General features: G+C 58.1%; 25 protein-coding genes and 1 pseudogene. 10 read left to right on the top strand and 16 right to left on the bottom strand.

From position 1 onward, the window contains the following. The 5 genes from NKI31_RS31055 to NKI31_RS31035 form a co-directional block, all read left to right on the top strand. A partial coding sequence (locus tag NKI31_RS31055; RefSeq protein ID WP_502899215.1) for a hypothetical protein occupies positions 1 to 216 on the top strand: 216 nt, incomplete at its 5' end. Between the two features lie 261 nt (positions 217 to 477). Further along, complete coding sequence (locus NKI31_RS31050) at positions 478 to 702, top strand: DUF768 domain-containing protein (protein WP_352514555.1); 225 nt, start codon at positions 478 to 480, stop codon at positions 700 to 702. A gap of 178 nt (positions 703 to 880) precedes the next feature. Continuing rightward, complete coding sequence (locus NKI31_RS31045; protein WP_352514574.1) at positions 881 to 1,948, top strand: glycosyltransferase family 2 protein; 1,068 nt, start codon at positions 881 to 883, stop codon at positions 1,946 to 1,948. Then, positions 1,923 to 2,615, top strand: a complete 693-nt coding sequence (locus NKI31_RS31040; RefSeq protein ID WP_352653374.1) for a class I SAM-dependent methyltransferase — start codon at positions 1,923 to 1,925, stop codon at positions 2,613 to 2,615. The genes NKI31_RS31045 and NKI31_RS31040 overlap by 26 nt, the downstream gene beginning before the upstream one ends. After that, entirely contained in the window at positions 2,581 to 3,042 is a 462-nt protein-coding gene (locus NKI31_RS31035; RefSeq protein ID WP_352653373.1) for a GtrA family protein, read from the top strand. The genes NKI31_RS31040 and NKI31_RS31035 overlap by 35 nt, the downstream gene beginning before the upstream one ends. 552 nt (positions 3,043 to 3,594) lie before the next feature. Here the strand turns inward: NKI31_RS31035 and NKI31_RS31030 are convergent. Both NKI31_RS31030 and NKI31_RS31025 read right to left on the bottom strand, forming a co-directional pair. Further along, positions 3,595 to 4,218 (bottom strand): hypothetical protein, encoded by a 624-nt coding sequence (locus NKI31_RS31030; protein ID WP_352514558.1) that lies wholly within the window; start codon positions 4,216 to 4,218, stop codon positions 3,595 to 3,597. Beyond that, positions 4,205 to 5,446, bottom strand: a complete 1,242-nt coding sequence (locus NKI31_RS31025) for a putative hexosyltransferase (RefSeq protein WP_352514559.1) — start codon at positions 5,444 to 5,446, stop codon at positions 4,205 to 4,207. The genes NKI31_RS31030 and NKI31_RS31025 overlap by 14 nt, the downstream gene beginning before the upstream one ends. 1,010 nt (positions 5,447 to 6,456) lie before the next feature. Between NKI31_RS31025 and NKI31_RS31020 the strand changes: the two genes are divergently transcribed. Next, a complete protein-coding gene (locus NKI31_RS31020; protein ID WP_352653372.1) occupies positions 6,457 to 6,855 on the top strand; it encodes a response regulator in 399 nt (132 codons plus the stop codon). 208 nt (positions 6,856 to 7,063) lie between these two features. On the opposite strand, the gene NKI31_RS31015 is transcribed toward NKI31_RS31020, so the two are convergent. The 13 genes from NKI31_RS31015 to NKI31_RS30955 form a co-directional block, all read right to left on the bottom strand. Continuing rightward, on the bottom strand, positions 7,064 to 7,579 hold the full coding sequence (locus NKI31_RS31015; protein WP_352653371.1) for a response regulator: 516 nt from the start codon (positions 7,577 to 7,579) through the stop codon (positions 7,064 to 7,066). A 5-nt stretch (positions 7,580 to 7,584) separates the two neighbouring features. Beyond that, positions 7,585 to 9,354, bottom strand: coding sequence for a PAS domain S-box protein (locus NKI31_RS31010; RefSeq protein WP_352653370.1), 1,770 nt, complete (start codon positions 9,352 to 9,354; stop codon positions 7,585 to 7,587). Positions 9,355 to 9,358: 4 nt separating this feature from the next. After that, positions 9,359 to 10,000 carry a chemotaxis protein CheX gene (locus NKI31_RS31005; RefSeq protein ID WP_352514562.1) on the bottom strand — a complete coding sequence of 214 codons (642 nt, stop codon included), beginning with the start codon at positions 9,998 to 10,000 and terminating at the stop codon, positions 9,359 to 9,361. Beyond that, positions 9,997 to 10,374 (bottom strand): response regulator transcription factor, encoded by a 378-nt coding sequence (locus NKI31_RS31000; protein WP_352514563.1) that lies wholly within the window; start codon positions 10,372 to 10,374, stop codon positions 9,997 to 9,999. The genes NKI31_RS31005 and NKI31_RS31000 overlap by 4 nt, the downstream gene beginning before the upstream one ends. A 57-nt stretch (positions 10,375 to 10,431) precedes the next feature. Continuing rightward, positions 10,432 to 10,686, bottom strand: coding sequence for a hypothetical protein (locus tag NKI31_RS30995; protein ID WP_352514564.1), 255 nt, complete (start codon positions 10,684 to 10,686; stop codon positions 10,432 to 10,434). Continuing rightward, entirely contained in the window at positions 10,683 to 12,908 is a 2,226-nt protein-coding gene (locus tag NKI31_RS30990) for a chemotaxis protein CheA (RefSeq protein WP_352653369.1), read from the bottom strand. The genes NKI31_RS30995 and NKI31_RS30990 overlap by 4 nt, the downstream gene beginning before the upstream one ends. After that, entirely contained in the window at positions 12,901 to 13,296 is a 396-nt protein-coding gene (locus tag NKI31_RS30985; protein ID WP_352653368.1) for a response regulator, read from the bottom strand. The genes NKI31_RS30990 and NKI31_RS30985 overlap by 8 nt, the downstream gene beginning before the upstream one ends. After that, a complete protein-coding gene (locus NKI31_RS30980) occupies positions 13,293 to 14,129 on the bottom strand; it encodes a CheR family methyltransferase (RefSeq protein WP_352500583.1) in 837 nt (278 codons plus the stop codon). The genes NKI31_RS30985 and NKI31_RS30980 overlap by 4 nt, the downstream gene beginning before the upstream one ends. Then, positions 14,126 to 14,749: a HEAT repeat domain-containing protein gene (locus NKI31_RS30975; protein ID WP_352514566.1), complete on the bottom strand. Its 624-nt coding sequence runs from the start codon at positions 14,747 to 14,749 to the stop codon at positions 14,126 to 14,128. Before NKI31_RS30975 ends, NKI31_RS30980 begins: the two co-directional genes overlap by 4 nt. After that, positions 14,740 to 15,825, bottom strand: coding sequence for a chemotaxis-specific protein-glutamate methyltransferase CheB (cheB, locus tag NKI31_RS30970; protein WP_023807128.1), 1,086 nt, complete (start codon positions 15,823 to 15,825; stop codon positions 14,740 to 14,742). Before cheB ends, NKI31_RS30975 begins: the two co-directional genes overlap by 10 nt. Beyond that, entirely contained in the window at positions 15,822 to 17,318 is a 1,497-nt protein-coding gene (locus tag NKI31_RS30965) for a chemotaxis protein CheW (protein ID WP_352514567.1), read from the bottom strand. Before NKI31_RS30965 ends, cheB begins: the two co-directional genes overlap by 4 nt. Further along, entirely contained in the window at positions 17,311 to 19,227 is a 1,917-nt protein-coding gene (locus NKI31_RS30960; RefSeq protein ID WP_352653367.1) for a methyl-accepting chemotaxis protein, read from the bottom strand. Before NKI31_RS30960 ends, NKI31_RS30965 begins: the two co-directional genes overlap by 8 nt. A 548-nt stretch (positions 19,228 to 19,775) precedes the next feature. Next, complete coding sequence (locus NKI31_RS30955; protein ID WP_023807131.1) at positions 19,776 to 19,964, bottom strand: DUF3606 domain-containing protein; 189 nt, start codon at positions 19,962 to 19,964, stop codon at positions 19,776 to 19,778. Between the two features lie 306 nt (positions 19,965 to 20,270). Between NKI31_RS30955 and NKI31_RS30950 the strand changes: the two genes are divergently transcribed. The 4 genes from NKI31_RS30950 to NKI31_RS30935 all read left to right on the top strand — a co-directional run bounded on the left by NKI31_RS30950 (position 20,271) and on the right by NKI31_RS30935 (position 22,204). Beyond that, positions 20,271 to 20,429 carry a hypothetical protein gene (locus NKI31_RS30950; RefSeq protein WP_352514568.1) on the top strand — a complete coding sequence of 53 codons (159 nt, stop codon included), beginning with the start codon at positions 20,271 to 20,273 and terminating at the stop codon, positions 20,427 to 20,429. A gap of 137 nt (positions 20,430 to 20,566) precedes the next feature. Beyond that, the gene (locus NKI31_RS30945; RefSeq protein ID WP_352514569.1) at positions 20,567 to 21,301 is read left to right on the top strand and encodes a Crp/Fnr family transcriptional regulator; all 735 of its coding nucleotides are present in this window, start codon (positions 20,567 to 20,569) and stop codon (positions 21,299 to 21,301) included. A 31-nt stretch (positions 21,302 to 21,332) separates the two neighbouring features. Then, entirely contained in the window at positions 21,333 to 21,605 is a 273-nt protein-coding gene (locus NKI31_RS30940; protein ID WP_352514570.1) for a DUF6894 family protein, read from the top strand. Between the two features lie 407 nt (positions 21,606 to 22,012). Next, the gene (locus tag NKI31_RS30935; RefSeq protein WP_023807135.1) at positions 22,013 to 22,204 is read left to right on the top strand and encodes a hypothetical protein; all 192 of its coding nucleotides are present in this window, start codon (positions 22,013 to 22,015) and stop codon (positions 22,202 to 22,204) included. Positions 22,205 to 22,891: 687 nt separating this feature from the next. On the opposite strand, the pseudogene NKI31_RS30925 reads toward NKI31_RS30935, so the two are convergent. Next, positions 22,892 to 23,075 (bottom strand): annotated as a pseudogene (locus NKI31_RS30925) (IS3 family transposase); the annotation flags it as partial.

Here is a 23,075-nt window from a genome sequence, read left to right as displayed (position 1 = left end):
CAGGCGGCCAAGCCTCAGAAGCCGAAGGCCAAGGAGCAGCCCGCCGCCGAGCAGCAGCAGGCCGAGCCGGAACAGGCGGCCAAGCCTCAGAAGCCGAAGGCCGAGGAGCAGCCCGCCGCCGGGAAGCAGCAAGCCGAGTCCGAGCAGGCGGCCAAGCCCAAGCCACAGAAGCAAAAAAACAAGGCGTGCGATCCGCAGAGTGACGCGAACTGCTAGCTGTGCGCGGCACCGCAATTATTCCATCGCGGTGCCGCTGAACGGGAATGCGAGGCAAGCTGCGAACCCTCGCCACTTTCCTTCGCTGCCGCCTGCTCTGCTCTAGACCGGCTGGAAGCGCAGAACCCCGTCAACGAACACAGGGTGGACATGCAACCTGAAGAGGGTGAGACATCACCTCGCCCGAGACTATTTCGAAAGGCCTGACATCTGCCGAGACAAACCTAGGATGGGTACAGAGGTCGTTATCCAGAAACCACCATGAGCAGCCGCGGTGCCGACTTTATGTACAAATGGATTTCCGAACATATGCCGGAAGGACCAACCGACGACCCGGGCCGGCTTGTGACCGATATGGCAGACCAGGCCCTGCGGGCCGCCGCCGTCGAAGGCATCCCAATTCAGGAGATCGATGAAGAGATCGGTAGCGTTTATGAAGCGATCATCCACGCCGTTGAACATCGCGACGGCGGTCTCGCGGATTAAAGATGTTGTGGGTGCCGAAGGCGGTTCGCGGTCGCGACAGTGCTGCAAATATGGACTATTGAGTTTTGAGCAGTCGCCGGCAACGCGCCTGTCTTTCCAACCGATTCGCCAGTGTCTGAAATTTCCAAATTAGCTACGCCTTATGGAACTTTGGTGCGGGCTTTTCATTTTCATCCGCATGCGAGCCTCTGTGATCCAAAGCGTCGGGACGGGAGTGAACGCGTCGCCGCGCTACTCGCTGGTCCTGCCGATATATAATGAAGAACAAGTGCTGCCGCGACTGATCGAACGGATCAGATCACTAATCAGTCGGCTGGACGGAGAGACCGAGGCGATTTTTGTTGATGACGGTAGTCATGACGGCAGCGTCAAATACCTTCGGCGGGTGGTCACCGCCGAACCTCGCTTCCGGCTTATCGAGCTTTCCCGTAATTTCGGACACCAGATTGCGATCACGGCAGGCATGGATGCTGCTGCGGGGGATGCCGTCATCGTCATGGATGCCGACCTGCAAGATCCACCGGAGGTCGTTCTTGATCTCGTGGCAAAGTGGAAGGAAGGTTTCGAGATCGTGTACGCCCGCCGTGTCAAGCGCGAGGGCGAATCGTGGTTCAAGCGGCTTAGCGCCGATCTTTTCTACCGTTTCCTGGAGAAGATGACGGCGGTCAACATCCCGCGCAACGTCGGGGACTTCCGCCTGGTCGGCCGCCATGCGCTGGATGTCTTCAGACACATGCCTGAACATGATCGCTTCGTCAGAGGCATGTTCGGCTGGATGGGCTTCAAGCAAGCGGCGGTTCCGTTCGAACGCCCTCCGAGGACCATCGGCCAGACCAAATACCCTTTCTGGAAGATGATGCACCTTGCCGTTCACGCCGTTGTCAGCTTCTCGGAAAAGCCGCTCCACTTTGCGCTTTGGGGCGGATCGGCGATTTCCGCACTTGCCCTGACCTTTGGCGCTTACGCCGTGTTCGCCTGGATTTTTGAAACCGGCGTCATTGCCGGCTGGACGTCGACCGTGGTGATCGTATCGTTTCTGTGTGGCATCAATCTTTTCATGACCGGCGTGGTCGGCCTCTATGTCGGTAGTATCCACGCCGAGGTGAAACGCCGCCCTCTTTACGTGATCAATCGGCTTACCGGCTTCGACGAGCCGATGCCTGCCTTCGCTGGTGGGCGCCGGAGATCATTTCGCAAGCCCAAGAACGGAGTCGCTCCCAGTGGCCGAACTCTTCGACAGCTATAGATGCAGTTATGCAGAGACGATCGATGGGTCGATCCGCTTTTCCGGACTCAAGCACGATTTCTTTTTGGCTGCAAAGGCCGACCTGCTGCGGCGCCTAGTCTCCGAGCGAGGACTTCGTCGCCCGGGAGCCATGATGCGGGCGCTTGATGTGGGCTGCGGTGTCGGTTCGCTCCATCCTTATCTAGACGGCGCTTTCGATCGCCTGGATGGCTGCGACGTCTCGCAAGGGTCGATCCAGCGCGCCAGCGAGGACAATCCGGGCGTCGTCTATAGGACATGCACCACGACGGGCCTGCCTTATGACGACTGCGTGTTCGACTTGGCTTTTGCCAGTTGTGTTGTTCATCATGTTTCGCCCGCATCCTGGGTCGATTTTTTTCGCGAGATGCGACGGGTCGTGCGGCAAGGCGGCGTCGCCTGCATCATCGAGCACAATCCCTATAATCCGCTGACGCGTCTGGCGGTGCTCCGGTGTCCGTTCGACCAAGACGCGGTCCTGCTCAACGCGGTCAGAGCAGCGGCCCTCTTTCGACAAGCAGGCTTTAGGGAGGTTCGATCCGAGCACTTCCTGCTGCTCCCGTCGACCGGCGGGTTCGCCAGACAGGTTGAGCGTGCCCTGGCGCTGCTGCCGCTTGGAGCCCAGTATGCGTGTAGTGGGCGTGTCTGAGCATCGATCTGCCGGCGGCGGCACCCTAAAGCTTCTGGCCCGCTTCGGCCTGGTCGGCATCGCCGCCACAATCCTGTATGCCGCCTTGGCAACCGCCTTTGTCAAATCGGAACGGTTCGGCTTCAGCCCCGTCCGAGCGTCCCTTGCAGCTTACGCAGCCGCGGCGTTGTTTTCCTATCTCGCGCACAGGTCAGTAACCTTCATGTCGCGCGGGTCGCACAGATCAGAGGCTCCGCGTTTTCTCTTGCTGGCGGCGATCGGCTTGGCGATCGCCTATGGCGCGCCGGCGCTTTTGACGGCGAAGCTGGGCCTGCCCCTCATCTTTCCCATCATGATTACCTGCTTGCTTGTACCCGGGATCAATTTCGTCGTGCTCGACCGATGGGTCTTTGCGGAATACATTCCCGATCAGACCGGCGATGGCTGATACGCAATCCGCCAGAAAGATTCGTTATAAAACACCGTTTCACGGTAACGTGAACTGCTCCAAAGCCGCTTGCTGAATCATAGGAACGATCTCATGCAGATAATTTTGACCAGGACGACGTGACGATCAGTGATGTGCCCTCTACGCAGGGTGGTGATCACCGAATGGTTTGTCGCCGCAGACAAGCCCTAATTTCATTAATCTTCCGTTCCGAAGGGAGCCCTGCGTCCCGTACCGATCAGCCGTTCGAGGCGAACGACGCGCAAAAGAAAACGTGACCCCGGCGGACGCTGCGCAGTGCCGCAATCCCGGCGACCAATATCTCGAGTCCGCCGCGCTCTACCTTATCGCGATTGGCTGCCGGCCAGCGGCGAGGAGGCACGCGACGGCTGTCCTCCATCCGGGAGGTGCAGGCACATGAGATGATCACGGAACTGTTGTGCTGCTGAAATAGGGCAACTCCAGAGAGTTGTGAAGCGGTGTTTCCGTCCGGAATTGCGTTAATAAAGAGTTAGAGCACTTCACCGTTTGCACAAAACGATGAAGTGCTCTCTAGCCGGCGTCGAGCCGAAACGATACCAATTTAATGGCGCGTTTATAGATCTTGCTGGCGGCTGGGCTTGGCGGAATCCCGTCGCGATAATCGAAAGTCACTTCGAGTACCTTTGCGCTAGCAAAAGCTGTGTGCGGGATCGCGAACGAGATCGTCGTCGGGTCTTTGCTCGACAGTGTTACCTCGTGTACGCGAACTCCGTTCACCGAGATGATTACCCTTTGGATGGTCTGTGGTGGACGAATGACGGCGGACATTTGTAGCGTTGCCGTAAGCTCGTCGCGAAGCGAAGGTATTTCCAGTCTCAACCGAGAGGTCTCGCCCAGCGAATGGGTTCCGTCGGCTACCGGGCCCGACCAACCGCAGACCATCATGCCGGCTGCTTGTTTGGCGCCGTCGGATCGAAACGATACCGTCTGGCCAGGAGTGTAGCTGCCAACCGCATCGCGATTGAGGCACGTCGTCGTGCGATCGATGTAATAGGCCCGATAATCGGCGTTGACATCTGGATTGAGAGCGAGTGCGAGGATGATGATCTCGGACACGGCCAGAACCAACGCCAGCGCGTAGCCGCGAGTCGAGCCAGCACGGCCATAGAGTGACAGGCTGTCAGACCAGGGCAAGATAGCCTCCAATCCACGCCAAAGTCATGAAATAAGATGCGCTCAGGAAAAGAGCCAAAATCACCAGATAGGTCAGTTTCGATACCGACAGCAGCTCGGCAATCAACATCAGCAGCGGCGCGAGCCCAATGACGTATCTAACCATGGAAGCCAGGTTGGTGATCAACGGCAGGATGATGCTGCTCGCACAGAAGAGCGCAGCGCCATATCGCCTCCGGGACGCCAGAACGACCGATAGGGTCAGCCCTATCATCGCTGCGAGCGCGCTCCATTGCGGCGCCGTGGGCAGCCAGCCTTTTGTCGGAACAGCAGCGAGACCGTCCCACAGAAAAAGGAGCGGATCGCCAGCAACCCGCCCAAACGCGCGCTGGACGTGCAAGAACGCAAACCCATCCCCGACAGTGAGATACAAAAAGAGCATGTAAGCAAACAAGCCGGCGGGCGAGATGAAGATAGCTACGAGCATATCCGGACGACCAAGCACCCATCGCGGGAAAGATACCGCCGACCCGCCCTGCTGGCGGTGCTGCTCGAACATTTGGATGACCATTGCAAACACAGCAAGGACCCCGACCAGCCTCGTTGCCGACAACAAAGCGCATGTAACGCCAGCCGCCAGGTAGTTGGAGCGCTTGAGTGCCAAAAAGACGCACGACGTCAGGAGCACGAAAAGAGGTTCGGTAAGGAACGTGGTGAAGTGGAAGGAGAACGGGCCGCTAAGCAGAAAAGCGCAATACAGTATGTAAGCGCGCACGTTCTTCTCCAGAAGTGGCCATGCCACAAGGCAGGCGGCGTAGCTGCATGCCATCGAGGTGATCGTCGCGATCAGAATCGTGGAAAAAGGGAAAGCAAACCGAAGGGTCGTCACGAGCATGGGATACAATGGAAAGAAGCCCCAGCGTCCGACGTTGCTTTGGCCTGGAATAGGAAAACGCTCGTAGCCGTGTTCGGAAATGTCCACATACCACGCGCAGTCCCACCTGCAGAGCCCACGCGCATAAGCTTCGAAGCCTGGTACTGCCGAGACTGAATGGAATGCAGCATACCGAATGACAAGCCCGCTGATCATGAACAGGAGCGGAACCGAAGCGGCGATGACCCAAAGGCGACCGCCAGTGTTTGCGTGGGCCAAGTCTCCAAGCGCCAGTTCTGTCTCCACAGTTGAGGCGGCCACACTCTGCGATGGCGAGCCTGGGTTCGCCTGCTCGATGGCGCTGATGCCAGCCATAAAACCGGTCCCTCGAAAGCATCAAGATCATCAACCAGACTTGAAGCCCCGTCTGCGACTGAACTTAAGGATCAACGATGCCGCGCCGCTTCGGTTCCTTCTGCAGGAGGTCGTTGGGTCAGGTCGATCGATCACACCAGCCGAGGAAGGGAGCGATATTCGCGCTTCGACGGCACCGTTTCCTTGCAACGGGCGGCCTTCTTCATCGACATGCATGGCTCAGTGGGCGGCCGGCCGCGCTGGGCACCCCTCCGGTAACGGGCGCCTTGAAGGCGATCTCGCCATCCGCCAAGCCTTTGAGTGTCAGATCCGCTTCTTGGCAGTCGCACGAGATTGTAGGCGGCGGCGCTGAATATGAAGGCCCATCCGACGCGGTCGCGGCCGCGAGACCTGGTTTTGTGCTGGCCGGCCACGGCCGACTTCTAGGGCCGACGTTAGGCGGAAAGCTGCCGCTCACGTGGCGGACGCGGGTTCGCGCCCAACGTCGGCCTTGAGCAGACCATAGCCGCTACCAGGGCCTAGGTCAAATCGCGCCATTCACACTCAGGCACACCGTTGTTTGAAGTAGGAGCCTGTGCCATCAAGACCCCGTTCGGGTAAGACGCTAACGTTCTCGATGGCGGTAGGGCTGGCGACGTTAGATTGTGCTTGATGCCTTTGGCTTCCCGCACGAGGGCGGACCAACTTGCTCCTAGCAGCCCTATTAACTCCAGGCTTGCGGCTCCGTGGTGTCGGTTTCTTCGATAAGCCTTTGGACAAGGCGACGCTCGGGCTCAGACATCATGCTGCCTAGGATCCTTCCCAACCGCTCGCAGACCCCTTCCTAACTATAACATTTGATATAAGTTCCCACCTAAGTGGCTGTTTTTGTGAGGGGCCATTGCGTTCGAAGCCGCAGACTCCGGATCACAGCCTGCTATCCCCAGAATAACATATGTTATTATGCGAGGAACATTCGAGGCCTGCGGCCGTTGAATTACTGAGCAATTACTCACGGGGCAGGGCTTTCAATGCCGTCGGGATCCGTCCTGATCGTAGAGGATGAGAGCATGATCCTCTTAGACATCGAGACCTCCCTCCGCGAGGCCGGGTTCGAGGTGATCGCCGTCTTAAAGGGCCTTGAAGCCATTGCGACTTTTGATCGTGAGCCGGAGCGAGTTGCGGCTCTGCTGACAGATATCAGACTTGGAGACGGCCCTACCGGGTGGGATGTGGCCCGGCACCTCCGAGCCGCCAATCCTACCATGCCAGTGATATACATGAGTGGCGATGGCCCGGACGACTGGCCGTCGCTTGGCGTACCCAACAGCCTGATGATCACCAAGCCGTTTGTTATGCCGCAGATCATTACCGGGCTGGCAACTCTCCTCAATCAACAGGGAGTGGACCAACTCCCAGCCTCAGAATAGCTGCGGCTGGTAGCTAGCTGTTTGATCCCGAGCTCGAAGGAGAGGTGCTCAATGTCAGGCCGCGGTGAAGGGACCTTTCGCGACGGCGAGGGGCTGATTTACGGCGCCCCACCGACTCAAAGGCAGTATCTTCGGCTGCTCGGCAAATAAGACATCTCGAGCGCGCTACCCTCTTGCCCGAAAACCGGAACGGCCGGTTGCCGAATGGCTAGTTATCCAGAACCAATCTGACTTTCTGGGCGAGAGCTTGGAGGGTAGCGGGTTTCTGCAGGAGTTGAACGTTTGGATCGATGATCCCATTGCGAACTATGGCATCACGTGCGTAACCGGACGTAAAGAGCACCCTCAAGTCAGGCCGCAATTCAACGGCAGCATCCGCAAATTCCCGACCGTTCATTCCGGGCATGACAACATCCGTCAGCAGCAAGGAAACGTCTCCTCGATCCTCAAGAATGCGCAGGCCTTCAACCCCATTCTCAGCAGAAATCACCGAATAGTCGAGATCCTCGAGCATTTGCATTGTCAGTTGTCTTACACTCGCCTCGTCCTCGACGACGAGGATCAATTCCTCTGGCTTGCCATTGGCAACGTCTTGGCTGTTCGCCCGCCGTGCTCCATCGGCGGGACCATTGTGCCTTGGCAACCAGATGCTGATGGTAGTCCCCACCCCCAGTTTTGAATCGATGTTGACATAGCCACCGGACTGCTTGACGAAGCCAAACACCTGACTCAGCCCAAGGCCGGTTCCCTTGCCGACACCTTTGGTGGAAAAAACGGCTCGAAGGCTCTTTCCAGAGCCTCCGCGCTCATACCCGAGCCCGTGTCCCTCACCGCAATAAGGACGTAGGGGCCGGGGGAAATGCCATGATCTGCAGCAACCGACTGGTCGACCAGGAGTGCAGAGGTTTCGATGGTCAGGGTTCCGCCCTCCGGCATGGCATCGCGAGCGTTGACCGCCAGATTGACGAGGACATTTTCGAGTTGACTGGGATCAGCGAGCACTGCACCGTCATCGGATTGCACGACCGTATTAAGTGTTACGTGCTCGCCCAGCGTCCGGCGCAAAAGCTCCGACATATCCTGCACCATCCGGCCGACGTCGAGGGATTCAGGGGAAAGCGGCTGCTGCCGGGAAAAAGCCAGTAGCCTTTGCGTCAGCATGGCAGCTTTGTGGGCACCCTCGGTCGCGGCTGCGATCAGTTGGTGCACGCCGGGCTCGCCGCGGTCGACGCGCCGCTGGATCAAGTTGAGTCCTGAGATGACAACTCCCAGCATGTTGTTGAAGTCGTGCGCGATACCGCCCGTGAGTTGCCCCACCGCCTCCATTTTCTGGCTTTGGCGCAGCTGATCCTCCAAATTCCTGCGGACGTTGATGTCGCGCCCGGCGGCGTAATATTGGTTGTTTCGCGGCATAAATTGCCAACTGTACCAGATGAACCTGCCATCATTGGCACGCATGCGTAAGTCGAGGTCGCGAACCACAACCCGGCTATCCGATAGTGAGAGCCGTGTCACAGCCGCAACATCTTCAGGATGAACGAAATCCTCGAAAGTCTTACCCTCGACCTCGCTTTCGTCCAAGCCGAGATGCTCGGTCCAGGCCGGATTCACACTTTGGCACTTGAGGCCGAAATCCGTTACGACGAAAAGATCCTGGCTGACGCGCCAGATCATATCGCGCTCACCGGTTGCGTCAGCTACCCGTTGCTCCAATGTCTCATTCAGGGTCTTCAGCTTCAGTTGTGAGGACAGGCGATCTGTTACATCGCGCAAAAAGGCGGTGGTGAATTGCTTGGCGCCACCTGACCAACGGCTAATCGAAGCTTCGAGATGGCGCGTCGACCCGTTGCGCCGCTTCACGGAAACCTCTCGATGAACTATTTGCTGCCCTGAGCGACTGGCGTCGTGCAATTGCGACCACCGGTCGCCTTCCACGAACAGACGCGCGCTCGGCTGACCGGCAAGCGATGCCTTGTCGATTTCGAAGAGCACCTCGGCCGCCGAATTGGCTCCCTGGATTGCCCCGGTGTCATCCAGGGTAAGAATGGCTTCCGCGGCGCTTTCCATAACCGCATCATAACGGGCATTCTGCCGTTGGCGCAGCACCGCTTCCCGCCGCATCGCCCCCGTCACATCCGAAATCTGAATAAGGCATTCATACGCACCTATGGCCCCGATTGGTCGGATGGAAATGCTATGGATCAGCGGCTGGCCCGCTCGCGTCCGCAACGCAAGCAGGGCTGGGTGGAGTGTAGGGGTCAGCAGGCTGGAGGCCCCGGCTTCCAAAGCCTCGTTTAACGCAACGAGGATTGGGCCGAGCGGCCGGCCGGGAAAAAGCTCCTCCATTGTTTTTCCGATCGCCTCGGTCGTCCGTATATTGCTGGCTGCGGCGATCCAGGCATTCCAGGCGGTCACTTGCCTTTGAGAACCGAGCACGATTATACCGCAATCGAGTGCATCCAATATCGGCGTCGAATTATCGTGAGAAGTGTTCAACATGGCACTATTTATCGGTCCCACCGATCCGCTCGATAAACTCGCACAAGAGGCCCTTTAAAACCGCTAGGGAAGGCATGTCCATCAGCATGGCAATGTAGCCCGTGATGTCATTGTCCTTGACGGTGAAGTTTATGTAGAGAAACAGTACGACCTCGCCGGGTAGGGGCGGCGGCGCCAGATTGAAGAAGTCGGTTCCAGTGCCTCGAATGACCTCAGGCAAGGAGACGCGAAGACTACGGCGCAACAGGTTGGCGATGGTGGCAAGGCAACTATTGAGAATGATGTTGCCCGTCTCTGCGAGTGCTTCCTGTTCAAGGTCGATGATGTCTTCCAATGAATGGTCCGGACCGGCTACAGCACGCACAAGTTCGAGACTTCGCTCCTCTGGGAAAATAAGCAGCGCGCGACCAGTGATATCACCTTCGAAAACCTGGTGAACGGCAACCAGACGGTCCATCTCGCGTTCGTCCAAGATATCGATGGCTTGCTGCCTGCCGACGAGGTTGATTCTTGGGACCGACAGGAACACCTGTCGTCCAACCATCTCGCGGAGATTCTTGGCGGCTCGGCTGACGGCGATGTTCACCAGTTCAGTGAGGGCATCCTTCTCGAGTTCTTCCAAGACAAGGTCGGCCGGAGTCATCATTGATCGTCCTGACCAATGGGAGTGTCTGGTTTGCCGAGAAACGCAACCAGGTCCGGGCCATTCACTGGCTTGGTCAGGAAGGAAGCGCCCAGCGCCTTTGCACCTTCGACGATCTCGTGCTGCTGATTAGCGGAAATCAGTGCCAATCGCATTGACGGATCCCGGGCACGAAAGTCCGCCGCCAAGGCAAGCCCATCGCGGCCGGGCATATTGTAATCCATCAACACGATATCAGCCGCGAACTCACTCGCCAGTTGAAGCGCCTCATCAGCGTTGCCGGCCTCTTTGCGCACCCATGTCGGATAGTTCTTGGCGAGAATCTTGACCAACGCCATTCTCGCAAGCTTGCTGTCGTCGACGATCAAAACGTTCATTACGACCTTCATTTCGGCTGGTGTTAGGGATATCGCATAAAATGCAATAATTGTGAACTAGCGGCCATGCACTGCCGTGAAGCCGCGATGAAAATAGCTTTCGAGAAATGGCGAGCCCGCCGGCCCAATGACCCTCACGCGGGCCGCCATCAGGACTTGCAGAACGGCAGCATGGATCTTGGTGCACTTCCGCCAGTCAACCAAGGTGTTTCCTGACTCAACCAGCATTGCCAGCAGGGTTTCGCTGTCTTCTAAAGTGCAGTCACCCTCAAGCCGGATCGATCCGTCGCTGGGGTCGGAAATGACGGTCATTTCAGCAAAGCCTCCACATCGAGAACAAGCATGACGCGGCCATCACCCAAAATTGTGACGCCTGCAACGCCTTCTACACCCGCGAGCACCCCCTCGATGGGCCTCATCAGTATATCCATTGTCTCCCCGACATCATCGACCTCTATCCCGCACATGTCGTTCCCGACCAGGACGACTAGGACTTGGAAATCGTCGGCGATCGTTTCCGACGGCGTTTCGCCAAGCGTCGCCGCAAGACTAACGAGCGGGATGGTATGGCCGCGATGCCCGAACACGCGCGCGGCGCCAACCATCGAGACATCACCGCGCGAAAGTCGACGGGTTTCGATGACTTTCTCAAGCGGAACGCCAAAAGCTTGTTTGACCACTTCCACGGTGACGAGGGGCGTCATCAGGATGGAGTAGGGCAGGGTGAATTTTGCGATCGTCCCGCTTCCGGGCTTCGTCTCAATGCCAACCGATCCGCCGAGCGCCTCGATCGCCGATCGCACCGCGTCCATCCCAACACCACGGCCGGAGACCGTGTTGACAGTTGCGGCTGTCGAGAACCCCGGATTGAACAGCAATTCCAACGCATCGTCATCGGAAAGCGAGGCGAACCCGGTCGTCAGGCCGCGTTCTGCGGCAACCCGTCGAACTCTCGCGAAATCCACACCTCGACCATCGTCTTCCACCTCAACGACAATGCTGTCGCCGACTTTCGCTGCACGCAGGCAGATCGTGGCATGCGGTGGCTTCCCCGTCCTGATGCGCTCGTCCGCCGGTTCCACACCATGGTCGATTGCATTGCGAACAACATGCATAATCGGCTCTCCAAGAGCCTCGACGATGGTCTTGTCGGCTTCGGTGTTCTCCCCTTCTGTCACGAGAACCACTGACTTACCTGTTTCGGTCGCAAGGTCTCGCACTAAGCGCTGAAACCTCTGGAACACCTGTCGCATGGGCAAGACACGGATGCTCAAGACAGAACGCTGCAACTCACCGACCAACCTCTCCAGTCGGGATTGTTGTTCCTCCAACACGGCCGCCAAATCCGCCGAAGGAGTTCCACTCCGGGCTAGGGTTGCGGCATGCGTTATGGCATTCTTGGCAACCGACAGTTCGCCGGCCAAATTCACTAAGGCATCAATGCGTTCGACGCTCACCCGCAGTGAACGGGCCGCATTTGAGTTCGGGATGGCGAGGCGGGAATCCCGGTTCACGGAGAATTCGAGGACTTGGGCATCGTCTCCCAAAACCCGGTCGATCAGGAGGACGAGAGCTTGTCGTCCCTCTGGATCGTCCGCGTCCGGCACACTACTATCGTAGCGTTCCAGCGCATCCTTGTGCCGGACGCTGCGAGCCAGGATGTTCATCACCACGCGCCGCGCGGCGCCTACGCGGCCGGCCAGACCTGTGGTCGCGACCTGGGAAAGGAGTTGGGACTGCGCTTCGAGCACCAGCCGCGCCATCCGGCTAAGTCCTGCGCGCTGATCGGGGACGGCAGAAGAAAGCTCGCGGATCTCGAGGAGGCTCGAAGAGTCCGAGCTTATCGCTTGGGTATGGCGCAGCAAAGCGTCCTTCGGGGCAGAGGACAACGCTGTGAAGAGCAGGTTGCACTCGAAGGGATCACCTTCCCTCAACGAAGGCCAGACATGAACCTGTTCCACATGAAGAGCTAACAGGCCAGGCAGGCCGGCAACCAACGCAAGGGGATCTTCGCCGCGAAAGAAGCACTGTGGATCGGGCTGGAACAACAACCCGGTTGAGGCTCGGGCTGCGACATCATGGTTGGCCTTCAAAAGAGACGTCAACCACCCCGCCGCCAATAAAGCGGGCGGGCTCTTCCCCGGAGGTTCTTCACATAGTGCCGCTTGCAAGCGGCGGACCATCTCATCCGCGGTCGACCCTGCATCCTCCGGGACAATTCCCTTTACCTCAATGCCATCGAGCCAGCCGGTGACTTGATCCAATGCCCAGAGACAGTTGCCGATATCCGCAGTGCTTAGTGTCCTCGTACCGGACCGGGCGGAAGCGAGCAGTTCCTCAGCCGCGTGCAGACCCCTCGCCATATCTGGAAAATCGACGATACCGGCCGCGCCCTTGAGGGTGTGAAACGACCGAAAAGCACTGTCCAGCCTAGTGTGATCGCCTCCATCACCTTCGAGCGCCAGAAGATCCAGTGTAGCCTGCTGCACAGACTCGCGGCACTCCACCAGGAACTGCTCAAGAAGTTCAGTCATGAGTTGATCCGGCAAGCAGGGCAACGAGCTCCAACAGGTCCTGCCCAGCGACGGGCTTGGCGGCGTAGAAGTTCGCTCCGGCAATTTGGGCAGCTCGCAGGTCATGGAGCCCGGCTTCCGTACTGATGATGAGCACGGGGGTGGACGCAAACGGTTCGCCGCGTTGCCGAAGCACCCGTAAGAAGCTGAGGCCATCCATGACCGGCATGTTGATGTCCACGATCAGAAGGTCGACGATCTCGAACCCAAGCAGCTGCTCCAAGGCTTCCACCCCGTTCAAAGCCTCGAACACCTCATAGCCCGCTGGCTCCAGCACGCTTCGGTAATACAGGCGCACGAGAGCTGCGTCATCGACCACCAGGACGCGATGGAGGGTAGGTTTGCTCACCGCCCGACCTCTGGTTTCTGATAGACAATACCATCTTCGAACCGACGGATTTCGAACAGCGGAGAGATACGGCTCATCGACTCCGTGTGGCCAAGGCAAATGTAGCCGCCGGGCAAAAGGCTTTCATAGAGGTTGTCTGCAGCAATGCGACGCGAAGCGTCGTCGAAGTAGATGAGGACGTTTCGGCAAAAAATGACATCGAATTGGCCGTGGTGCCTGGTCTCGTTAGATTCTATTAGATTGACACTGGAAAATTGCACCGACTCTCTCAACTCGTCGACAAGCCGCCACCGATCGTCGGCTTCTTGGTGAAAGTAACGGTCGATGACTTGGGCCGGCAAGCGCATCAGTGCGCGCTTGCCATAAAAGCCGCGCTTGGCAGCGGCAAGCGCTTCGGTATCGATATCTGAGCCGCAAATCTCGATGCTGTAGGCGTCGACCAGCGGCCACTTGTCCAAAAGCCACATCGCAATCGAATAGGGTTCTTCCCCAGTCGCGCAAGGTACCGACCACAAACGCAACTGGTCCTTCCCATAGCCGGCTGCGATTCTTTCACGCAGCAAATCCTTCGTGAGACACCGAAATTGATGATCTTCCCGGTTGAAATAAGTCTCATTGACGGTAAAGGCGTTGACGAACTTCTCGATCTCACCCTCGGCATCAATACGAAGTTTGGCGAAATACCTTTCGAAAGAAGGAGAGGCGGTTGCGTTTGCACGATCAGCAATCCGGCGCTCTATGTAATAGCGCTTGGATACCGAATAGACCATGCCGGTGCGTCGATAGAGGAAGTCTCCCAGTCGACGGATCTCTTCGTCCGTGATCTCGATCACTGAGGGGCGTTCCGCACCCCGATCCGGAGGGCCGCGGTTTTGGCGGCGAAATCCAAAAAGGGATCCGAGGGAAAACGCGCGGCGCAGTGGAGCAACAAGGCAACGTGGTCAAGCGCCGCCACCTCCGCCACGACGTCGATCGCGGCACCGCAAACGTTGCCATTGCAATCATTAGCCAGGAGGGGAACCAGCAAATCAATGACCGTTGAAGGCTGCTGCGCGCGAACGAGTTCGCAGGCGAGGATGCGAACGTCGGGCTCCGGGTCACTGAGCAGTCCGGTCAACCGCGGCAGGAGCTGATCTTGCAATGCGCGCAAGGCGTCTAGTGCCCCGGTGCGCAAGCGGGCATCGTCGGATCGTAGGTATTGCAGAGCAACGTCGACGCTTGCCGCATTGGCTGATCGCATAAGGGCTGTAAACAAAGCCTGCAGCACGCCATCAACCGCTTCACTCTGAATCGCGCTGGAGATCACAGCGGCGTTGTCAGAGGTGACAATAAACTCGCGAGCCGCCGCTCGCCTTTCCTCACTGTTCCGACTCAGCAACGAAGAAAATGCATCCGTGGGCGATGCGTCGCGGATCCCGGCTTGGTTGGGAAGCTCTTTGCGGATCAGAGGCAAGGCACAACCTTCATCAATTGCCGGGCTATCTCGGGTAGCGGCAGAATCCAATCTGCACCACCGCCCTTGACCAATTCCCCGGGCATCCCCCAAACCACTGCGGTTTCTTCCGCTTCGGCGATCGTCGTTCCGCCTCGCTCGTGCAGGAGTTTCATAGCACTGGCGCCGTCATTGCCCATTCCGGTCATGAGAATACCGATAAGGTCGCTGGGAGGTATTTGTTCCATGGCACTTCGAACAAGCCGGTCGGCGCTTGGATGCCAGGGATAGTCGACCTGGGACGGGACATTCATGGCAAAGACGACGCCTCCTCGGCGCGATACAATCATGTCCGCCCCACCCCGCGCAATGTAAGCGACACCAGGCACGACTTCCGTCGGGCGGGTAACCTCCACGATCTCGATGGCGCTCAGGCTGTTCAAACGTTTGGCCAGTGCGCCCGTGAAGGATTCTGGCATGTGCTGAGCAACCAAAATTGGCCAGGAGAACGATGCTGGCAGCGCTCCGACAACAGCCTCCAGTGCTGGCGGCCCTCCGGTCGAAACGCCGATGAGCACCAGCCCATTTACCCCAGTTTTTACAATGGGTTCTTTTGACGCTATTGGGGCGGGATGGGGACTTGTCGGCAGCGTCTGCCCTATACGGTGGCGTATACGTTCCTGCAATCGCAGCGTGGGTTTGATGCCGGTGACGGCGGCGGTTCGAATCTTGTCGAGCAGATCGTCTTTCATCTGATCAACGCGTAAGGACAATGTTCCCGAGGGCTTAGCAACGAAATCGAATGCGCCGAGGCGAAGCGCTTGCAGGGTCTCATCGGCGCTCTGTGATGTCACCGACGATACCATGACGACCGGGGTCGGCCTTTCCAGCATGATACGATCAAGGCACATAAAGCCGTTCATCTGCGGCATGTGGACATCGAGCGTGACCACATTGGGGCGGAAGGCGTGCAGGCGCTCCAGTCCTTCGGCGCCATTTCGAGCGGTTTCAACTTGGAATTCGGATGCGTCCGACAGCATTCCGGCAAGCAGCTTTCGAACGAGGGCAGAGTCGTCGATGATCAGAACCTTGATCAAGTCTGCAGCTTGGTTTGAAAAGAGTCCAAAAAGGTGCGCTCGGCACGCGTGAGCAGTTCGGTTGGATCAAGCAGCATGAGGATGCGAACGCCTTCATCCAGGCTGACGATCGACTGGATCAGGCGCGTAGTTTCTCCCGCCAGATCCGGCGCCCGAGCGAGCGCTGATGCATCGACGCCCAAGACTTCCGAGACGCTGTCGACGATGATGCCGGCGCGGTGGGAACCGGATTTGACCACAATCAGACGCGTCCGGCCACGATTCTCAAGCGGAGGCATGTCGAAGCGCTTCCGCTGATCGATGACAGGCAGCACCTCGCCGCGCAGATTGATGACCCCTTCAAGAAATTTGGGTGTCTTTGGAACCCGCGTCACACTCTCCGGCACCAGTGCAACTTCCTCGACGGCCTCAATGGGCAAGGCGAATTCGCCGGCGCCAAGTTGGAAGGCGAGCAGCTTGATCTCGTCGCGCTTTGAACCTTCTGTCGATGCGGAGCCGTCTCGCGCCGGAGCTTGCACATGACCCAGACCACGCATGGTTTCCTCGCTGAGCAACAAATCCGGGTGCAAGACCGAAAGCAGCCGGCTATCCGCCTCGCTCCGATAGATTGCCTTGACCTTGGCCTCGCCGCCAATTCTGGCTGCCATAATCGGCGGCACGGGTTCCAGCCTCAGAGGATCGATGGCGATGCTCTGCTTGACAGCGTCGACAACGACGCCGACCGCGGTGCCGCGGACATACGCGACGATGACCTTCTCATTTCCCTGAAGCTCGTTAGCGAGGCCAAACAGTGCTCTTAGGGACAAAATTGGCAGCAGTCCGTCACGGAAAGATATCAAACCAGGGACCTGCGCATCCGCGCCCGGCAGAGAAGTCAGGCCTCGGGGGATATTGAAGACCTCCTGCACCACGGCAAATGGAAATGCGTAATCCTGCCCATCCACTACGAACGTTGCGAGCATTTCTCGACCTACCGCGCCTATGGCGCTCATATCAGGAACCAACGTACGGCTGCGGCCGGTTACACGGTCCCGGGCTTGGGGGGTAAACGCCCCTTCGAGCAGGGTATCAACGTTGAGAATCCGCACCGCCTCGCCATCATTTGAGAAGACACTGTCATCGCCGCTGCTCACCGCGGCGCCCTTGAGTGAATGACGCTGCTCGATGCGGCTTGCCTGTACGTTGACGATCCCTTCGACCGTGTTGACAAGCAGCGCATACGGCGCGGGTGCGTCGATGACCACGGCTCGCGCCGAATCCGACAGAGGTTCAGAAGCAAGTCGCAGCAACCGGCTCAAGTCCGCAATTGGCACAATTGACCCACGCAAGTTCGCTAACCCGCACAAAGCCGCTGGGGCTTGCGGCACCTTTGCCATTTCGGGTACCCTGACGATCTCGGCTACCCGATCGACCGGAACCGCGTAAGTATGCTCGGAGCAGCGAACCGCCAGGAAGCGTTTGGATAGCGCCGCTGGCGCGCCTTGCTCAGACATTTTGTGACTTGAGCTCTTCAGCGAGGGAGGCAATCTCCTCAATCGCCGCAGCCAGGTCCTCAGCTCCTCGCGCTTGCTCTTGGGAAGCGGTCGATGCCTCTCTAGACGCTGCGCCGGCTTCCTCTGCGGCTGTTGCAATCTGCTTCGCGCCAGCTGAAGCCTGGCTCGCCGCAGCGAGTATGTCGGTAGCGCCAGAATTGATCGCTTTGCTCGCCTGGACGAGCTGCGTCAGCTCTTCTTTGGTCTTCTCAAATACCGCTAAGGTGGCGCGACTATTCTGAATCTCGACTTCCGACAGGCCGCAGATCCGCTCGAGATCGCCACGCAGCGAAGATATCTGCTCGATAATTCCGCGAACCGTATCCTTCACTTTATCCAAGGATTGCGATGCTTCGCGCGCCAGCCCGCGAATGTCTTTGGACACCAAGGAGAAGCCGCTGCCATAGTCGCCCGCCCTGGCTGCTTCGACCGCTCCACTGACGGCAAGCATGCTGGTCTGAACCGCGACTAATGTGATCGCATCGACGATCTTCTCGATCTTGCGGCCAGTTACCTCCAAACTAAGCAACGCAGATACGCTCGCTGTCGTGTCCTGGAGGGAACCCGTCAATCCGTTAATAAGGTTTTCGACCGCCGCGTAAGTTTCCCTCAGCGACTGTTCCATCGCTGCAACACGCTCCTCGGCTGCAACTGCATTTTCTTTTGCAAGGGCAGCACTTTGCTCGATCTGGCTCAGTGAGGCCGAACTTTCGTGGGTGGCCGCCGCCTGCTGCTGGGCGCCACGGTTGATCTGCTCGACCGCAGCCAGAATCTGACCGGCGGCCCCCGAGAGCTCCTGAATATTCGCCGACAGCTGTTCGGCTGCCGAGGACGCCTGCTCGGCGGCTTTTCCCGCGTCTCCGCCGCGCAATAGATTAGCCAAGCGTGCCAGCGCGTGCGCTGCCGTTTGGCCTTCAACAAGCGCCTGCGTCTGCTGTTGGATCGCTGCCTGCGATTCCGCAGCTGCAGCCGACTGCTGCTCCGCGGCACTGGCAACTTGCTCGGCACCTTTTTGCGCCTCGGTCGCAGCTTTTTCGGCTTCAACCGAAGCCAGCGAGATGGCGCGGCTGCCGAGCGCGATCTCGCCCGCGGTTTCCCGCATGGCGCGAAGGTTTCGCAGCACGACGTTTGAGGCCTTTGCTTCGGATGCCGCAGCGTGAGCGGCTGCAGCGACTCCGGCTGCAACCGCGCTGACATCTTTTTGGATGCTGGTGGACAGCGCCTGAACTTCACGTGCGCTGGTGTCGGATATCTGCGCCAGCGACCTTACTTCTTCAGCGACTACGGCAAATCCGCGGCCATGATCGCCGGCGCGAGCGGCTTCGATGGCGGCGTTTAGGGCAAACAGATTCGTCTGGTCCGAGATGCGGCTGACCGTGCGGCCTATAGCTCCGACTTCTTCAGCGCGTTTTTCGATAACGGCAATCAATTGTGCCGAGCTTTCCTGGCGAGCGGCATTTTGTCCAATCGCACTGACCGCATTCATCACCTGATTCGTCACATCGGCAAGCAAGCCCTGCACCGATTCCGATCGCCTTTGCGAATCCTCGGCTAAGCGTCGTCCCACGGCCAGCGTTTGCGTGGAGTCGCTGATTGTGCGCAGTTGTTCTTCAGCCGCGCCTGATGCTTCCTCCGCACCCGCGGCGATCTGTTCCATCGATCGCCGTAATTCTTCAGCGGCGGCCGATGCCTCGGTGATGCCGCTGGCCAGTTCCTCAGTGGCGGCGGCAAACCGTTCGGCTATTTGTCCGTGAGGTAGGTCTGATTTGATGCTTTGGCGTGATCTGGCCGGCAAATCTGCTTTTTCGGGATGCAAACCCTTGTCTGGTCCAGTGCGTTTCGCGATCCTTGACGTCTTAACGAGCGACATATTGGACTGAAATCCTATTTCGCGGGTAGGGGCGTTTGCCTGATTTCTATCTCATCGCCGGTAAGCGCGCCACCGCAGATAGCTTGGCCACGTGCTCAGACTTCAAGTTGGTGCGGCAATCCTGGTGGATTGCGGTCGGCCACTATCGCAAGGCAGGTGTCGCTTAGCCGCGTTATAAGCGGTCCGCTATTCGATGAACGATGCCATTGCGGTAGGTTCGCTTTCTCCCAAAACGAGAGATCATCGAGGGAAGGGCCCACGGCGCAGCTGAGGTAAAAACCGCGACCAGTTTGTCTTGGCCGCAGATGCGGCAACTCGGGAATTTAATCGAAACGGAACCCCTACCCATACCCGGACGCCACCCATTTGGAAACCGAAGGCACCGACCTTGCAAACCTGGAAGCCGCTGAACATGAGGTTGAAGGGCGCCGCTTCTAGGCGACACTGTGACTTCTCAACGTCCGATAGCGGATCATCCGCGTTCGTGGCGTGAGATGAGACACAGTCCTCTTCATTCTTCGATCTGATATCCTGGCATGTTCGTTCTGCTACCTGTTTCCAAGAGCCTTAGCCTCACGCTCCAGCGTATCGCGGTCATTGCCATGCTTCACGATGAGCTGGCGCACATCGGGGATGCTGAGACCGAATTTGCTGGCGAGATAGCCGACCTCATACTCTTCGTCACCAGACACCCGGCTGCGATCCCGATTATCTGTTTTACTCTTGTCGTCTGGCATGATGATTCAGCTCCGTTCCGATCACCCACAACGCGAAACACGCAGTTTTGTTGCCGCCATGCGGATTCCGGAGCAGTTCTCGCTTTTTTTAAGCCAGCTTGAGGGGGCATCCTGGCGGCAAGGAAGACCTCCCGGCATGCTTCGCTGCAGGATTTCCGTGAGGATGGAAATAATGCCCTACTTAGTATTTGACTCGCTACTGTCCGTCCGAAAGCGTACAAGGGCCAGGTCGTCAGCTGAACAGTAATGGGCGCTGACGCTTGGGAGCGACCATCGCACTCTTGCCCTGAAGCGAGAGCAAACGCGATGACAGAAGAACGTCGCCTCGGCCTTAAACCCGAGATCGTCAGCGCGCTTGCGCTGGAAGCCGGGGCCACGGAGCAGCAGATCACCGAGATAATTTCGTTGGTCGGCTTCGATCGTTCCTCGATATTGCGGGAAGCTCGCCTGCTTAAGAAGACGTAAGTGAGCACGTAATTGTCGGTTTTGTACCAAGGCGGACAGGCTCTGCTGCCGACGCTATTCCAGCTGAATCGTCTGCAAATTGCCTTGGGCGCCGACGACTGAGGGACGCGTGCTCTCGCCCGAGAGGAGCGAGCGCTATGGACCTGCATCTTGATACAAACAAAAATGCGCTTCTGCGGCGCTTCGATCCTGCCGATCTGGATCACCTCAAGCCGCATCTGCGCAACACCTTCCTCGATCTACGCACGCCGCTCGAAAACGCGGGGCAAAAAATCGAATATGTTTATTTCCCTTGCAGCGGCCTTGCCTCCGTGGTGGCCAGGAAGAACAGGGGAGCCAACGCAGAAGTCGGCATCATCGGGTTCGAAGGCATGACCGGCTCGGCTCTTGTGATGGGCGACGACCAGGCCACGCATGATTGCTTTATTCAGATGACCGGCGAGGTGTTGGTGATCGACGCCTCGCAGTTCAAAGCGGCTTTAAAGGCGAGCAACACACTTCGGCCGTTTCTGATGCGCTACGTCCACGCTTTTCATATACAATCCACCTACACCGCTCTGATCAATGCGCGATGCAAAATCGAGGATCGTTTGGCTCGATGGCTTCTGATGTGTGACGACCGTGTTGTTGGCAATAGACTTTTCATCACCCATGAATACCTGTCCGTGATGCTCGGTGTGAGGCGCCCTGGAGTCACGGTCGCACTGCAGATGATTGAGGGGCGCGGGCTCATACAATCCCGGCGTGGTGAAGTGGTCATTCGCGACCGAAAAGGTCTGATCGATCTCGCAAACGGTAGCTATGGGGAACCGGAAGCGGAATACAGGCGGCTCGTCGGCGAAATCGAGATCCAGCCGCAGATTGTCCCTTGACGGGAGCCGACGTTGACCCAGGTTTGGGCAAATGGCCCTCTATTATTTCGACCTCGATGACAATGGCTTAGTCTACCATGACGACCAGGGCACCCATTGTTCGGCCTTCGATCAAGTCAAGGAGGAAGCCGTTCGCACTCTCGTTGAAATGATCAAGGAGAGCCTGCCAGATGGCGATCACCACAGGTTGACGATCAAGGTCCGCGATGACGGAGGCGGCGTGGTCTTGCAGGTCTCGCTGAACTTTGAGGTTGAGGCAGAGCGCCGTTACGGCGGTGGCAGTTCTCCCGATTCTCACGTCTGACAGCGTCCACGCAAATCAAGCGCCGCCAGAAACGCGCGCGCCGCGGCATGGCACGCATTATGCGATGGGCCATTGGAAACGAGAGTCCATGCTTGTCGGCAAAGATCGCCACTGCATATGGATCGCCAATCTGAACCCGGATCGAGCACTCTTTGCGCCTTAAGCATTACCGCCCCTCAAACCTGTTCAAAATGGCCCGACGTGAACCCGCGCCGCTGCGGCTATGTGATATCCGCTCAGCCGACAAGCGCCGGTGACAAAGCCGACAACCGCGCGGCTAACCTTGGTAAAAAACGTACATCAAAAGTTCTCCATCGGCCTATGGTTGCAAGGGAGCTAGGTGATTTATGCGCTGCTGGCGTTTGAGAGTTCGCCAGCTCTTGCTCATCCTCGGGAGGTTTACCATCATGGGCAAGGACCGTGAATGCGGTCAGATTTCGGCCTTCGATTTCGCCATGGTGCGCCAGGCCTTTCGGCAGTCGGCAAGCGAACAAGGGATCGCAGAGGGTCGATGGCCCGATCATGCGAAGCGGCTCTTCCAACAGCTAACCGATGAAGACCCCAACGATGACATGATCGGCTACATCATCGCGCCTTAGTACTGCTCGCGCTATCGCCGCACCGGGCCGATCCCTCGATAGTCATAGACCGCAGGTGGACCTTTGTTGCGTCCCTTCGGGACGTCTACGAAGGTCCCTCTGAGCCATTTGGCTTGGCTATTTCGCAAAGTGACCACTCGGTTAACCGCCCTTGCGGCGGCTTCGAACGGCGTCAACGCTCAACTTGGTGGGTCGCCTGCAACACGTCGTCTTCGATCTCTTCCACCCGATATGAGCTCATAGCCACCCCGGCCGAAATTCTACGCAGTGATGGACGATACCCTGCGATGGCGGGACCGCGCACTTGTATGAAAGTGCTATACGAGGAACTTAGCTGGCGGCATTCGCTTATGCATTCATGAGCACACGCGGCGTCAACTTCCTCGATCGCTGGATCGGCAACAATCTCCCCGAAACGGCTAAGGTCGACGCCGTCTCGATAAGTGAGTACACACACAAATTGTATGCCGACGCTAAAGCCTTGGGTATCAAACGCGAAGAGATCGACGAAGAAGTTGACGGCATATATCGGACGCTGGTCGATGCTGGGGTCCACTTTGATGCTGGCTTAACCGAATGAGCGTTCGCGGCCTTAAGTTTCTGGACAGGTGGGTGGCCGAGCAACTGCCCATTGTGGCGCGGGGCGATCCTATCGCCGCCAGCGACTTGGCGGATCCAATTAATAATGTTTAGTCCCAAGGTTTGATGGGTTGGATCGAGCCTGAATCGTTCGGGCTCTTTTGTCCAGATTTTGCAGATGTATTCAAAGGGCGTGAGGCCCTTGAGGGTCTTCAGTCGACGGCCGAAATTATAGGCTAAGACGAAATCGGCGAGATGCTGGCGCAGTTGGTCATGGCTCTCGTAGTAGAAG

It is taken from the genome of Mesorhizobium sp. M0659 (genome assembly GCF_040320605.1).
Taxonomy (GTDB): Bacteria; Pseudomonadota; Alphaproteobacteria; order Rhizobiales; family Rhizobiaceae; genus Mesorhizobium.
Note: the sequence above shows the minus strand (reverse complement) of the source record. Positions and strands in the feature narration are given on the sequence as shown.

Excerpts from the sequence above, each read along its gene's own strand:
- NKI31_RS31045 (WP_352514574.1), top strand. The coding sequence starts at position 881 with ATGCGAGCCTCTGTGATCCAAAGCGTCGGGACGGGAGTGAACGCGTCG.
- NKI31_RS30955 (WP_023807131.1), bottom strand. The coding sequence starts at position 19,964 with ATGCCAGACGACAAGAGTAAAACAGATAATCGGGATCGCAGCCGGGTG.
- NKI31_RS30950 (WP_352514568.1), top strand. The coding sequence starts at position 20,271 with ATGACAGAAGAACGTCGCCTCGGCCTTAAACCCGAGATCGTCAGCGCG.
- NKI31_RS31025 (WP_352514559.1), bottom strand. The coding sequence starts at position 5,446 with ATGGCTGGCATCAGCGCCATCGAGCAGGCGAACCCAGGCTCGCCATCG.
- NKI31_RS31000 (WP_352514563.1), bottom strand. The coding sequence starts at position 10,374 with ATGAACGTTTTGATCGTCGACGACAGCAAGCTTGCGAGAATGGCGTTG.
- NKI31_RS31050 (WP_352514555.1), top strand. The coding sequence starts at position 478 with ATGAGCAGCCGCGGTGCCGACTTTATGTACAAATGGATTTCCGAACAT.
- NKI31_RS30965 (WP_352514567.1), bottom strand. The coding sequence starts at position 17,318 with ATGTCTGAGCAAGGCGCGCCAGCGGCGCTATCCAAACGCTTCCTGGCG.
- NKI31_RS31020 (WP_352653372.1), top strand. The coding sequence starts at position 6,457 with ATGCCGTCGGGATCCGTCCTGATCGTAGAGGATGAGAGCATGATCCTC.
- NKI31_RS31010 (WP_352653370.1), bottom strand. The coding sequence starts at position 9,354 with ATGTTGAACACTTCTCACGATAATTCGACGCCGATATTGGATGCACTC.
- NKI31_RS30945 (WP_352514569.1), top strand. The coding sequence starts at position 20,567 with ATGGACCTGCATCTTGATACAAACAAAAATGCGCTTCTGCGGCGCTTC.
- NKI31_RS30940 (WP_352514570.1), top strand. The coding sequence starts at position 21,333 with ATGGCCCTCTATTATTTCGACCTCGATGACAATGGCTTAGTCTACCAT.
- NKI31_RS30960 (WP_352653367.1), bottom strand. The coding sequence starts at position 19,227 with ATGTCGCTCGTTAAGACGTCAAGGATCGCGAAACGCACTGGACCAGAC.
- NKI31_RS30935 (WP_023807135.1), top strand. The coding sequence starts at position 22,013 with ATGGGCAAGGACCGTGAATGCGGTCAGATTTCGGCCTTCGATTTCGCC.
- NKI31_RS30990 (WP_352653369.1), bottom strand. The coding sequence starts at position 12,908 with ATGACTGAACTTCTTGAGCAGTTCCTGGTGGAGTGCCGCGAGTCTGTG.
- NKI31_RS30995 (WP_352514564.1), bottom strand. The coding sequence starts at position 10,686 with ATGACCGTCATTTCCGACCCCAGCGACGGATCGATCCGGCTTGAGGGT.
- NKI31_RS31005 (WP_352514562.1), bottom strand. The coding sequence starts at position 10,000 with ATGATGACTCCGGCCGACCTTGTCTTGGAAGAACTCGAGAAGGATGCC.